The sequence below is a fragment of the Citrobacter sp. RHBSTW-00029 genome (assembly GCF_014104295.1).
Taxonomy (GTDB): Bacteria; Pseudomonadota; Gammaproteobacteria; order Enterobacterales; family Enterobacteriaceae; genus Citrobacter; species Citrobacter youngae.
Map to the genome: position 1 here is coordinate 2,547,559 of NZ_JABXRT010000001.1, position 12,465 is coordinate 2,560,023.

A 12,465-nucleotide genomic window follows, 5' to 3' on the forward strand; every position below is an offset into this window, starting at 1 on the left:
GGTTATCCTTGCATCTGCGGTTTGCGCGCGGTGACATGAATATAGCGGCCAAGGCTGATATACGGTTCCTGGCGGCAATAGCGCGTTTCTAACTCAAGTAACATTTCATAACCGTCACGCTGTTGATGCTTATCTCGCAGATAATCATGAAACACGCGCACGCCTGTCTTACCGGTTATCTGCCAACCGATCTCTTCCAGCCACTGGTAAACCTGTCCTGGTTCACGCGGATAGTCTGGTGAAAGCGTACGTTTTTTACGTTTTGGCATCCCAACCTGCACATAGTCGAAATTCCCTGCGACCATGTTGTGCATCAGCAGACCGTTAGCATTGTAGAACATTAACGATAACGCGCCGCCGGGACGTAATACCGACCACAGGGTTTGCAGCACGCAAACCGGTTCGGCCACCCATTCCAGCACAGCATGAAACAATATCAGATCAACCGGGCTTTCCAAATGCGCAGCAACATCCTGAGCGGCGCATTGTATGAAATGCATGTTTCCGCTCACACCTTTTGCCTCTGCTGCCTGTTGCGCACGGGCGATCATCTCACCGGACAGGTCACATAATGTCACGAAGTGACCGCGCTCCGCCATTTTGATGGCCGTTTGCCCTTCGCCCCCACCCGCATCCAGAATATGTAATTTCTGTTCACCGAGCGTGGGCAGTAAGCGATCCAAATCCTGCCAGAGAATAGCCTGTCTTAATTGACCTTTGGTGGTGCCGTAAATGTTACGGGAAAACTTCTCTGCAATGTCATCAAAATTGCGATCCCGCATCGGGCTCTCCACAGGCTGGCTTTAGGGCGACTAAGTAAAACCGCTATTTTGTCACACCCACGCCGAGAATGAACCTTCCTGGTGTAATATCGCTGCAGATCCCCTGCTATATGGTTAAAAAAGGAACCAAAAAGGATGCTTTTTACGCTGAAGAAAGTGATTGGCGGTATGATGCTGCCGCTTCCGTTGATGCTGCTTGTGATGGGCATCGGCCTGGGGTTAATCTGGTTTAGCCGCTTTCAGAAAACGGGGAAAGTGTGTATCAGCCTGAGTTGGCTCGCACTTTTACTGCTTAGCCTGCAACCTGTCGCCGATCGTCTGCTGAAACCGCTTGAGGATAGTTATCCAACCTGGCAGGGTACGCAAAAAGTGGAGTACATTGTGGTGTTGGGTGGCGGATATACGTGGAATCCGCAGTGGGCGCCAAGTTCAAACCTGATCAACAACAGCCTTCCACGTCTGAATGAAGGTATTCGCCTATGGCGCGCAAACCCGGGCTCGAAGCTTATCTTTACCGGCGCTGCCGCAAAGACCAATAATGTCAGCACGGCTGAAGCTGGCGCTCGCGTGGCGCAGTCGCTGGGCGTGCCCCGCAGCGAGATCATTACGCTGGACAAACCTAAAGATACCGAAGAAGAAGCGATAGCAGTAAAACAGGCCATTGGCGATACGCCGTTCCTGCTGGTGACATCCGCATCGCACTTACCGCGTGCGATGATTTTCTTCCAGCAGGCCGGACTGCATCCGTTGCCTGCACCCGCTAATCAACTGGCCATCGATTCACCACTCAACCCGTGGGAGCGAGCAATTCCTTCGCCTGTCTGGCTAATGCATAGCGATCGTGTTGGTTACGAAACGTTGGGGCGCATCTGGCAGTGGCTAAAAGGTTCAGGCGAGCCACGGCAGCAGTGATTTCGTTGCCAGGTCAAAGTTGGAACGATTAAAACGTCCGGTATTGACCAGTTGCGCAACCTCATCCCATAACACATACAACCAGCGCCGCCAGATGAACGACTCCGCCACTGGCGCGCGCTGCAGGTATTGCCATAGCAGGCTTTCCGCCAGCGCATTATCCATTAAGCGGAACAGTTCATATTCCCTGGGCGCCCACAGCATCAACCCCGGCCCCACCATTGCCAGAAGCTGATCGCTACGGGCGTCTTTAAGCATGCTGCGTAAGCTGAAATTACCGTGGATCAGCACGCAGTTATCATTGAATCCTTCAAATAAAGCGGGCAAACACTCACGGGTACGAAACAGGATCCGTTTGTCCTGCATTGTCAGCCCGGTATTGTTGAACTGACTTAACGTAGTCCACAGCACCTCAACTCGCTGACGATACCAGGATGGCCAGATATTCTCTTGCGTGTTATCCACCATTCCCACACAGCCGCGGCTATCCTGTCGATGCCATGAAAGCAGACCTTCTACAATCTGATCCTTTAAATGTTCCCAGCGTTCGGGCGTTCTGGCTGGCGCTTCTACCGGCACACCGCGTAAACGCTCAAGCAACAGGACATCAGGGCCGGGATGCTCTTCGTGCGTTAAGACCCCATAAATGACTGGCATACGCACAGTCCCGCTACGTGCCAGCATGGTGGTTTTCCATGCTAACTGCTGCGCCATCCCCGGCGTGGTGAAACTTCTCGCCATCAGTGGCATCGGATTTCCCTGGCTGTCATACAGTGACCACAGGGCCGTATCCACTTTTTCATTTACGCATTCAATACGACTGAGTTTTTCACCCAGCAGATGGCTGAGTTCGGCACGCAACTGTTCCATTTCAGATTGCCCTCATTAATGCTACTGCTTTCATAATGAGCGTCGTGCAGACAGATGTCACCCGGATGAGATCAATTGATGAAAAGAAAAGTGGAGGGAAAGCGTAACGATACGACACTCCTCCCAAAAAATCGCATCACCGGGGGGAGTGTCATGAGAAAAACTAACGCATTTCAGCGCGAACGCGCTCAAGGTCTTCGGCAGTGTCTACGCCGGTTCCTGGGACTTCTTTTGCGACGGCAACGTGAATTTTCTCGCCGTACCACAGCACACGCAGTTGCTCCAGCATTTCAATATGCTCAAGCGGACTCGGCTGCCAGTTTACATAACGGCGAATAAATCCGGCGCGATAACCGTAAATGCCCAGGTGACGCAGGAAGGTATCGCCCACCGTTTCGAGGCTTTTGGAAAAACGGTCGCGATCCCATGGGATCGTCGCACGGGAAAAATAGAGAGCATAACCTTCGGCATCCAGCACAACTTTTACCGCATTCGGATTAAACGCCTCTTCCGCGCTGTGAATCGGGGCTGCAAGTGTCGCCATACCAACCTGGCGCTGCGCCAGATTCTCAGCGACCTGGCGAATAATGACCGCCGGGATCATCGGCTCATCACCCTGGACGTTCACAATAACGGTATCATCGCTAAAGCCACATTTCTCGACAACTTCCGCCAGTCGCTCCGTGCCAGACTGGTGATCGGCACGGGTCATGCACACTTCGCCACCCACCGCTTCTACCGCACGAGCGACATCTTCATGATCGGTGGCAACAATAATACGCTCAGCGCCAGATTCACGCGCACGTTCCAGGACATGCACAATCATGGGCTTGCCGTTGATATCCAGCAGCGGCTTACCCGGCAAACGTGTGGACGCATAACGCGCAGGAATAATGACCACAAAACTCATGATTTACTCTCATCAGCAGTCAGAACACGGGCTTCGGTTTCCAGCAAAACTGGAATGCCGTCGCGCAGTGGGAAAGCAAGGTTATCCAGTTTACAAATCAGTTCCTGTTTTTCCTGGTTAAACCAGAGTTTGCCATTGCATACCGGGCAGGCAATGATTTCAAGCAGACGATGATCCATAGTTCCTCCAGATGGACCGGATTGTGAATCCGTAAATATTAACATAATCAATTAAGAGGCTGGGTCTATTTCCCAACCGTGCCGAGATTCAGCAAATAAACCGTCCGGGCAATTCCCCAATGTCACTCGCGTCGCCTGCTGCCAGCGGGCAAAATCATCAATCGCCTGAAACAATCCTTTTTGCAGAGTAACCCCTGGTTTGATGCCATCCTGCAACCACAGCGAAATAACCTCCAGCACGCCGGTTTTACGGTGCATTTTGGCGTCCATGCGCCCAACTAACTGCCCGCGATGCAGCAGCGGCAAGACGAAATAACCATACTGACGTTTCGGCGCTGGCGTATAGCATTCCAGTCGGTAGCTAAAATCAAACAGCTGTTCTGCCCGTTTACGATCCCAGACCACCGGATCAAACGGGGATAAAACAGCGTTGTGGGTGGCAGTCAACTTTCCCGCCAGAGCAAGTTCCAGTTGCGGCTGAAGGTGGCTGTGCAACCACAAGGTGCCCAGCCCTTCTACATCAACAGGAATTATATGTCGCTGTTCCCTTCGCATATCGCACCAGTTTTTTAACGCCGGACGCTTCAGGCGATAGTAGTCCGCCAACCACTGTTCACGGAAAATACCCAAACTACGGGCGCTATTATCCAGCATCACAATTTCGGCTTCATCCTGCGACAGCCGGTCACGCTCGTCATTCCAATTAGGCATGACGCGATGCGTTAAATCATACACTCGCTGAAAATTACGCCGCTCCACCACCATCACTTTCCCGGATGTAAAAAGCCCTTCCAGATGCCGCTTTTGTGGTTTCCATTCCCACCAGCCGCTGGCGCCCTTACGCGGATGCTCGAAATCGGCTGAACGTACCGGCCCGTTATGCTGGATATGCTGTAACAGTTGCTCAATTTCATGAGCATGCTCTTTCATCCACGCCGCTTTGTATTTCCAGCCCATTTTTTCCGGAGCCAACATACGATGGCGTATCAGCGTAAAGTCGCTGCGCGGTAAAAAACAGGCTTCATGCGCCCAATACTCCATCAATTCGCCCTGCAGTAAGGACTCATCCAGCCATTGGGGGGAATAGTCACCCAAACGACTAAACAGCACCAGATAGGGACTGCGCGCCACAATATTGATGGTATCGATTTGCAGTAACGACATGCGCGAAATGGTGGGAAGAATATCTGCAGGCGTTGCCCGGCGGCGTGTTTTTTTCAGTAGCCCTTGGGCAGCAAGGTGAAGATGACGGGCATCCGTCAGAGTAAGACGCGGCAACGACATTTATGACCTCATAAATGATTCGCTGCCGCAGCGTGAATCAGTCAGCGAGTCAGCGAGATTAAGCTATCCAGCAACGCATCAGGCCGTTCGCCTGACAGATGTGCGTCAACGGGTAAATACCACCAGTTTTCATCGGCAAACGCACGACATTTCACGGCATCTTTTTCCGTCATCACCAGCGTTTGTCCTTCTGCTAACAACGCACTGACGTCACTGTAGGTCAGAGACTGATGGTCCGCCAGTGCGACACATTTTTGTAACCTGGCGCCACATGCCTCAAGCGTGGCAAAAAAACGGGGTGGATGACCGATACCCGCCATGGCGACAATATCAGGCAGTTGCGCCACATCGCGACGTTCACCGGTACGTAAATTAACGGCCGGCTCCGGCTCAAGATGCATGGGAATTTCACCCGGTCGCGCAACGCCGCCATTAACGATCGTGGCATCTACCGATTTAAGGCGACCTGCGCGTTCACGCATTGGCCCAGCAGGGAGCCACCAGCCGTTACCAAACCGACGCACACCGTCAATCACCACGATTTCCACATCACGAGCCAGACGATAGTGCTGTAACCCATCGTCTGTCACAATAATCTGCACGTCATGGTGAGCAAGGATCGCTTTTACCGCATCCGATCTTACCGGAGATACCGCTACGGGTACGCCGGTACGTTGAAAAATAAGCACAGGCTCATCACCCGCTTCTGCGGTAGTGGTCTCTGCGGTCAATAACAACGGGTAAGCAGCCGCTTTCCCGCCGTAACCACGCGACACCACGCCCACGCGAATCCCACGTTGCTGCAGTTGTTCAACCAGCCAAATCACCACCGGTGTTTTGCCATTGCCGCCCGCGGTAAGATTGCCAACCACCACCACCGGGACTGGCGCGCGCCAAGCGCGTTTCAGCCCAAGCTTGTAGCATAGGCGGATCCCGCCACTCACCAGGCCATACAGCCAGGAGAGTGGAAGTAACAGTCGCCATAGTGGCGACTCACCCGACCAGATTCGCGCGATCATTGACCAAATTGCATCTTATGTAATTGTGCATAAACCCCACGCTGCTCAAGCAGTTCGCTATGGGTTCCACGCTCAACAATCAGCCCATCCTCCACCACGATGATCTCGTCTGCCTGTTCAATGGTTGAAAGACGGTGAGCAATAACCAGAGAGGTACGGTTTTTCTGTAGCTCATCCAGCGCAGATTGAATCGCGCGTTCGGATTCGGTATCCAGCGCCGACGTAGCTTCATCGAGGATCAGGATCGGACTGTCGCGCAGCAAGGCGCGAGCGATGGCGATACGCTGGCGCTGACCACCTGAAAGCAGCACGCCGTTTTCGCCAATCACCGTATCCAGACCATCATCCATCTTGTTGATGAAATCCATGGCGTAGGCCATCTGTGCCGCTTTTTCGATCTGCTCGCGGCTGTACATATCGGTACGCGCGTAGGCGATGTTGTTGGCAACCGTATCATTGAACAGGTGAACGTTCTGCGATACCAGCGCCACCTGATCGCGCAGCGATGACAGGGTGTATTCACGCAGGTCGTGCCCATCCATCAGAATCTGCCCTTCATCGATATCGTAGAAGCGCGTGATCAGGCTGGCGATAGTGGATTTACCAGAACCCGAACGACCAACCAGGGCAACGGTTTTGCCCGCCGGAATATTCAGGTTGATGTTACGTAGCGCAGGAATGTCACGGCCCGGGTAGGTAAAGGTCACGTTACGGAACTCCAGATCGCCAGAAGCGCGCTCAATGACGCGTTTACCTTCATCTTTCTCTTGTTCGCTATCCAGTATCGTAAATAAGGTCTGGCATGCCGCCATACCGCGCTGGAACTGCGCATTGACGTTAGTCAGTGACTTCAGTGGACGCATCAGGGCGATCATTGAAGAGAAGACAACGGTGATTGTCCCTGCCGTCAGGTTTTCCATCACGCTTGGGAAACTGGCCGCATATAACACGAAGGCCAGAGCCAGAGAAGCGATCAACTGGATGATAGGATCGGAGATAGAAGAGGCAGAAACCATCTTCATACCCTGCAGACGCATCTTGTTGCTGACTTTGTCAAAACGCTTGGTTTCAACTTCCTGACCACCAAAAATCAAAACTTCTTTGTGGCCTTTCAGCATCTGCTCCGCACTGGTCGTAACCTGCCCCATGGTGTTTTGCATGTTTTTACTGATGCTACGAAAGCGCTTGGAAACCACTCGGATTGCCACTGACACAATTGGCGCCAGCACAATCAGGATCAATGACAGCTGCCAACTGTAATAGAACATCATGATAAACAGGCCAATAATCGAGGCACCTTCACGTACTACGGTGATTAGCGCACCAGAAGATGATGACGCTACCTGCTCTGAATCATAGGTAATACGAGACAGCAGCGTACCGGTAGACTGTTTATCAAAAAAGGCGACAGGCATGCCCATCATATGACCAAACAGGCGGCGGCGCATGGTCATGACCACTTTGCCTGACACCCATGAAATACAGTAGCTGGAGACGTAGCTCGTAATACCGCGAACTATCATTAGCCCAATGACCACCAGAGGCATCCACAGCAGCACAGAGCGATCAGTTTTACCAAAACCATCATCCAGTAATGGCTTGAGGAGCGATAACATGAAGGTATCGCTGGCCGCGTTAAGGACTAACGCTATACCCGCCACGATCAGACCCGATTTAAAAGGCGCTATGGTTGGCCATAGTCGGCGAAACGTCTGCCACGTAGAGAGATCTTTATCGTTATGCATTCAAAAAACCAGCATTTGTTAGAATAGCCGCATATTCTACCCGTTATCCTCCAACACGCCAAACCACTGATGATACCAACGGGGTAAAATCTGATCCCGTAAGCTGCGTATGCGCCAACTTTTTTGATAAATATCTAGCGTGATTTGCCCCTGGTGGGGTGTGTCCAGCCACTGATAATTTTGTTGCCGGTAACGCTGTCGGACTTTCCATGACGGTAGACGCCAGGCATTGTAGCGGGATGCTGAGGCTATTGCGGCCTGTCCGCCAACGCGTTGAATCAGCGCCAATGAGGATGACGTGTTACTCCCGTGGTGTGGAACCTGCACAAACGTAGCCTGCAGATGCTGCCAGTAGTGACTTAGCATTTTTTGTTCAGCAGGGGATTCAATATCACCAGTCAGGAGAATACTCTGATGTCCGTCATCCACCTTTACCACACAGGAATGGTTATTCCCCTGCTCTTTATTTCCACTGACTGGCCAATGTGCGCTAAATGTTAATCCCTGCCATTGCCAATGCTCCCCGCGAAAACAAGGGAGATGCCCTTTCCAGCCCAACGGACTTCTGATCCACAGTGACGGCCAGGCTTGCTGTAGCGATTGCAACCCTCCACGGTGATCCAAATGCTCGTGACTTAGAATTACCCCTTGCGGTTCCAGGTTGTGCCAACGTAGCCAGGGAATAATCAGCTGTTGCGCGCTATCACCTTCAGGCCATGCCAGACCAGTATCATAAAGCAGTGCTTTACCATTACGCGCAATCACCATCGCCAGCCCCTGCCCGACGTCCAGCATATGTACCTGCCACAAATCAGCGCGGGGTGTCCTCCAGAACGGTCCACTCAATAACAAAAGCCCGGTAAAACAGGCAACCGGTAGCGTTTCCCAGGCATTTAATCGCCATGCAATAAGCATCAGCCATGGGGACAGTGCAAGCCATTGCCAACGCGCATCAATGTTGAGCCATCCATCCGGTAAGCTATTGAGACCCCAAAATAACAGCTCCAGAGAACGGTCAGCGAGATACCACAGCCCTGCCTCGATCATCACCTGACCGGTTAAATGCACGACCATACCCGCTAATATCAGAGGAACTGAAACAAATGTGACCAGCGGTACCGCAAATAAATTGGCCAGCAATGAGCTCAGGCTAACACCGTGAAATAATGCGATTTGGACAGGCAGAAGCAGTACCGTAATTCCCAGTTGAAGATGAGCAAGCGCCAGCACTGCACGTCCGATACGCGAGAGCGGCCAGCACGGCATCGGCATCCACTGAAACCAGAATAGCAGCGCCGCTACGGCGAAAGCAGACAGCCACAGACTTTGTGAAATCACCGCGACCGGATCTACTACCACAATTGCTGCCAGACAGGTAATCCAGACCGCCCAGCCACTCCACTGCCTGCCGCTTAGTTTTAGTGCCCCCCATACCATTAGCGCGATGACCGTGCGTAATGCCGGTGGTTGCAGCCCCGTCAGCCAGGCATAAAATGCAGCGCAGAGCACACCCCCGACTAGCGGAGCCTGCCAGCAGATCCAGCGTGCTGGCATAAAAAATTGTCCGCCTCGTATCAATCCGCCAGCGAGGAGTGCGGCAAAAGCAATATGCAGCCCGGAAATGGCCATCAAATGTGCTGTTCCGGTATCACGCATTATATTTTTTACCGCCTGCGATACAGACAAACGTTCCCCCATCCCCAGCCCCAGTATGACTTGCTGCCAGGGATAGGCGGCAAGCGTGGTTTTTAGCGAGGAGAGATAACGTGCACGCAGACTGCATTGCGGTGTAATCACTGAGGCCTGCAGAAATCGCCCCGTTAGCGGCTGATGCTGTGCCAATGCATAGCGCTGGCTATCAAATCCACCTTCATTCAGTTGCCCATGCACAGCGCGAACTTTCAGCATCATCGCCCATGTCTGACCTGCGCAAACATCGCCAGGTAAGTACTGTCCATACAGTACGACGCCAACGGCAGGAAAGATTCGTTTCCCCTGAAGGTGAGTGATTTGGCCGTAGTGCGTTGTCATATTGTCTGTTCCGGTTATCCTCACAATGGCTTGCTGGGTTTTCGCAGGCAGCGTATTACCGGCCCAGATAACCTCTTTCGCAGCCAGTATTCCCCACAGGAAAAACAGCAGGACTAATCCAGCGTAATGCATATATCGATGAGGAATGAGACAAAGCAGACACGCCAGACCAAATACCAAGCTGACACACAGCATGTCAGGTAATACGGGTAATAACGTCAGCGGGAGAATGCCGCATAACGCACACGTACTGATTGTTGTTAGTTTCATATGACACCTCCCTGTGACAGGGAGTGTGCAGGACAATTCAGCAGATGTCTGGCAACTATTTACCGGTAAACGAGGTGCGTTCCGATGTTATTTAACTGCAGATGTAACATACAAATATGTTGGGAGAGAGATTCCAGCACAGGGAGGTGAAAATGAAAAAAGCACCCATACAGGTGCTTTTCTCGGGGCTAAGTCTTGCTGAGGACTTAACCGTAAATATTGGCGCGATCGCGCAGTTCTTTACCCGGCTTAAAGTGCGGAACATATTTTCCTTCCAGATCCACTTTATCGCCAGTCTTCGGATTACGTCCGGTGCGTGGTGCGCGGTAATGCAAAGAAAAACTGCCGAAACCGCGGATTTCAATACGCTCGCCCTGCGCAAGAGTCGAGGCCATATGTTCCAGCATCTCTTTTACTGCATCTTCAACCGCTTTCGCGGGAATATGAGGTTGCTGGGTTGCAAGTCTTTCAATCAATTCTGACTTGGTCATGATTCCTCCGGTTCCTTAAAGGCAAAATTAGCTGCTGCATTGATTAAGGGCGGCCGTAGCCGCCCTTTGTCATTGATTACAGGACGAATCCTGTAATCTGTCAAGCTACTCGTCACCCTTTGTGCTGTTAACAGCACAAAGGATTTATACCCGTCATACTTCAAGTTGCATGTGCGGGTATAGAGTACTCGATATTACTCGCCTTTAGCTGCTTTGAAAGCTTCAGCCATTGCGTTGTTAGAGAAGTTTGCATCTTCCTGTTTGTTAACAGTTGCGATTGCATCTTTCTCATCAGCTTCGTCTTTAGCACGAACAGACAGGCTGATTGCACGGTTCTTACGATCAACGCCGGTGAATTTAGCTTCAACGTCGTCGCCTACGCTCAGAACCAGAGTTGCATCTTCAACGCGGTCGCGGGAAGCTTCAGAAGCGCGCAGGTAACCTTCAACGCCGTCAGCCAGTTCTACGGTTGCGCCTTTAGCGTCAACTGCAGTGACTTTACCGTTTACGATTGCGCCTTTCTTGTTCAGTGCAACCCAGTTGTTGAACGGATCTTCTGCGAGCTGTTTAACGCCCAGAGAGATACGCTCACGTTCTGCATCAACCTGCAGAACAACTGCTGCGATTTCGTCGCCTTTTTTGTATTCACGAACTGCTTCTTCGCCTGCAACGTTCCAGGAGATGTCAGACAGGTGAACCAGGCCGTCGATGCCGCCGTCCAGGCCGATGAAGATACCGAAGTCAGTGATAGACTTGATTTTACCTTCAACACGGTCGCCCTTGTTGTGGGTTTCCGCGAACTGCTGCCATGGGTTGTTTTTGCACTGCTTCAGACCCAGGGAGATACGACGACGTTCTTCGTCGATATCCAGAACCATAACTTCCACTACGTCGCCAACGTTAACAACTTTGGACGGGTGGATGTTTTTGTTGGTCCAATCCATTTCGGAAACGTGAACCAGGCCTTCAACGCCTTCTTCGATTTCAACGAAGCAGCCGTAGTCGGTCAGGTTGGTCACGCGACCAGTCAGTTTGGTACCTTCCGGATAACGCTTAGCGATAGCTACCCATGGATCTTCGCCCAGCTGTTTCAGGCCCAGAGATACACGAGTACGCTCGCGGTCGAACTTCAGCACTTTAACAGTGATTTCGTCGCCAACGTTTACGATTTCGCTCGGATGCTTAACGCGTTTCCATGCCATGTCGGTGATGTGCAGCAGGCCGTCAACGCCACCCAGATCAACGAATGCACCGTAGTCAGTGAGGTTCTTAACGATACCTTTAACTTCCATGCCTTCCTGCAGGTTTTCCAGCAGCTGATCGCGTTCTGCGCTGTTTTCGGATTCGATAACGGCACGACGGGAAACAACAACGTTGTTACGCTTCTGATCCAGCTTGATTACTTTGAATTCAAGCTCTTTGCCTTCCAGGTGCAGCGTGTCGCGGACCGGACGAACGTCTACCAGGGAACCCGGCAGGAACGCGCGAATACCATTCAGCTCAACAGTGAAGCCACCCTTGACTTTGCCATTGATAACACCAGTAACGGTTGCAGCTTCTTCGTAAGCTTTTTCCAGCGTGATCCAAGCTTCGTGACGTTTAGCTTTTTCACGGGACAGCAGGGTTTCACCGAAGCCGTCTTCTACTGCATCCAGAGCAACGTCAACTTCGTCACCAACCTGGATTTCCAGCTCGCCCTGGGCGTTTTTGAACTGCTCTGCCGGAATGGCGGACTCAGATTTCAGACCGGCGTCAACCAGTACTACGTCTTTGTCGATAGCAACAACAACACCACGAACGATGGAACCCGGGCGGGTTTCGATTTCTTTTAAGGATTCTTCAAACAGTTGAGCAAAAGATTCAGTCATGTTTAATCTTCAGGTTTCATATTTAACGTCCACCTGGCTCCATGCCGGATGGGGTTGTTTAACATACCCGCTGTCAATCCATTGCAACGGGGGTACTGCAAATT

Annotated in this window: 11 protein-coding genes; 1 reads left to right on the forward strand and 10 read right to left on the reverse strand. The window is 51.9% G+C overall.

What is annotated here, in order from left to right; all coding sequences use genetic code 11:
* Positions 1–2: 2 nt before the first annotated feature.
* Positions 3–782 (reverse strand): tRNA uridine 5-oxyacetic acid(34) methyltransferase CmoM, encoded by a 780-nt coding sequence (gene cmoM, locus HV041_RS12650; protein WP_040231810.1) that lies wholly within the window; start codon positions 780–782, stop codon positions 3–5.
* Positions 783–917: 135 nt separating this feature from the next.
* Here cmoM and elyC point away from each other — a divergent pair, with 135 nt between their 5' ends.
* Positions 918–1,694 (forward strand): envelope biogenesis factor ElyC, encoded by a 777-nt coding sequence (gene elyC / locus HV041_RS12655; protein WP_048212135.1) that lies wholly within the window; start codon positions 918–920, stop codon positions 1,692–1,694.
* Here elyC and HV041_RS12660 read toward each other — a convergent pair.
* The 9 genes from HV041_RS12660 to rpsA all read right to left on the reverse strand — a co-directional run bounded on the left by HV041_RS12660 (position 1,671) and on the right by rpsA (position 12,361).
* Complete coding sequence (locus tag HV041_RS12660) at positions 1,671–2,564, reverse strand: YcbJ family phosphotransferase (protein ID WP_005123553.1); 894 nt, start codon at positions 2,562–2,564, stop codon at positions 1,671–1,673. The genes elyC and HV041_RS12660 overlap by 24 nt on opposite strands.
* A 163-nt stretch (positions 2,565–2,727) precedes the next feature.
* Positions 2,728–3,474: a 3-deoxy-manno-octulosonate cytidylyltransferase gene (kdsB, locus tag HV041_RS12665; RefSeq protein WP_048212136.1), complete on the reverse strand. Its 747-nt coding sequence runs from the start codon at positions 3,472–3,474 to the stop codon at positions 2,728–2,730.
* Positions 3,471–3,653: a protein YcaR gene (gene ycaR / locus HV041_RS12670; RefSeq protein WP_003035793.1), complete on the reverse strand. Its 183-nt coding sequence runs from the start codon at positions 3,651–3,653 to the stop codon at positions 3,471–3,473. Before ycaR ends, kdsB begins: the two co-directional genes overlap by 4 nt.
* 51 nt (positions 3,654–3,704) lie before the next feature.
* Positions 3,705–4,937, reverse strand: a complete 1,233-nt coding sequence (locus tag HV041_RS12675) for a winged helix-turn-helix domain-containing protein (RefSeq protein ID WP_048212137.1) — start codon at positions 4,935–4,937, stop codon at positions 3,705–3,707.
* 41 nt (positions 4,938–4,978) lie between these two features.
* Positions 4,979–5,956 carry a tetraacyldisaccharide 4'-kinase gene (lpxK, locus tag HV041_RS12680; protein WP_121584420.1) on the reverse strand — a complete coding sequence of 326 codons (978 nt, stop codon included), beginning with the start codon at positions 5,954–5,956 and terminating at the stop codon, positions 4,979–4,981.
* Positions 5,953–7,701: a lipid A ABC transporter ATP-binding protein/permease MsbA gene (msbA, locus tag HV041_RS12685; RefSeq protein ID WP_048212139.1), complete on the reverse strand. Its 1,749-nt coding sequence runs from the start codon at positions 7,699–7,701 to the stop codon at positions 5,953–5,955. Before msbA ends, lpxK begins: the two co-directional genes overlap by 4 nt.
* A gap of 36 nt (positions 7,702–7,737) precedes the next feature.
* Positions 7,738–10,002: a ComEC family protein gene (locus tag HV041_RS12690; protein ID WP_121584419.1), complete on the reverse strand. Its 2,265-nt coding sequence runs from the start codon at positions 10,000–10,002 to the stop codon at positions 7,738–7,740.
* Positions 10,003–10,208: 206 nt separating this feature from the next.
* Positions 10,209–10,493, reverse strand: a complete 285-nt coding sequence (gene ihfB, locus HV041_RS12695; RefSeq protein ID WP_003035780.1) for an integration host factor subunit beta — start codon at positions 10,491–10,493, stop codon at positions 10,209–10,211.
* 194 nt (positions 10,494–10,687) lie between these two features.
* Entirely contained in the window at positions 10,688–12,361 is a 1,674-nt protein-coding gene (gene rpsA, locus HV041_RS12700) for a 30S ribosomal protein S1 (RefSeq protein ID WP_003035776.1), read from the reverse strand.
* Positions 12,362–12,465 lie beyond the last annotated feature (104 nt).

What these genes read in the sequence shown, in the direction of transcription:
- kdsB (WP_048212136.1), bottom strand. Translation starts at nt 3,474, where the DNA reads ATGAGTTTTGTGGTCATTATTCCTGCGCGTTATGCGTCCACACGTTTG.
- msbA (WP_048212139.1), bottom strand. Translation starts at nt 7,701, where the DNA reads ATGCATAACGATAAAGATCTCTCTACGTGGCAGACGTTTCGCCGACTA.
- ycaR (WP_003035793.1), bottom strand. Translation starts at nt 3,653, where the DNA reads ATGGATCATCGTCTGCTTGAAATCATTGCCTGCCCGGTATGCAATGGC.
- elyC (WP_048212135.1), top strand. Translation starts at nt 918, where the DNA reads ATGCTTTTTACGCTGAAGAAAGTGATTGGCGGTATGATGCTGCCGCTT.
- HV041_RS12690 (WP_121584419.1), bottom strand. Translation starts at nt 10,002, where the DNA reads ATGAAACTAACAACAATCAGTACGTGTGCGTTATGCGGCATTCTCCCG.
- ihfB (WP_003035780.1), bottom strand. Translation starts at nt 10,493, where the DNA reads ATGACCAAGTCAGAATTGATTGAAAGACTTGCAACCCAGCAACCTCAT.
- HV041_RS12675 (WP_048212137.1), bottom strand. Translation starts at nt 4,937, where the DNA reads ATGTCGTTGCCGCGTCTTACTCTGACGGATGCCCGTCATCTTCACCTT.
- lpxK (WP_121584420.1), bottom strand. Translation starts at nt 5,956, where the DNA reads ATGATCGCGCGAATCTGGTCGGGTGAGTCGCCACTATGGCGACTGTTA.
- rpsA (WP_003035776.1), bottom strand. Translation starts at nt 12,361, where the DNA reads ATGACTGAATCTTTTGCTCAACTGTTTGAAGAATCCTTAAAAGAAATC.
- cmoM (WP_040231810.1), bottom strand. Translation starts at nt 782, where the DNA reads ATGCGGGATCGCAATTTTGATGACATTGCAGAGAAGTTTTCCCGTAAC.
- HV041_RS12660 (WP_005123553.1), bottom strand. Translation starts at nt 2,564, where the DNA reads ATGGAACAGTTGCGTGCCGAACTCAGCCATCTGCTGGGTGAAAAACTC.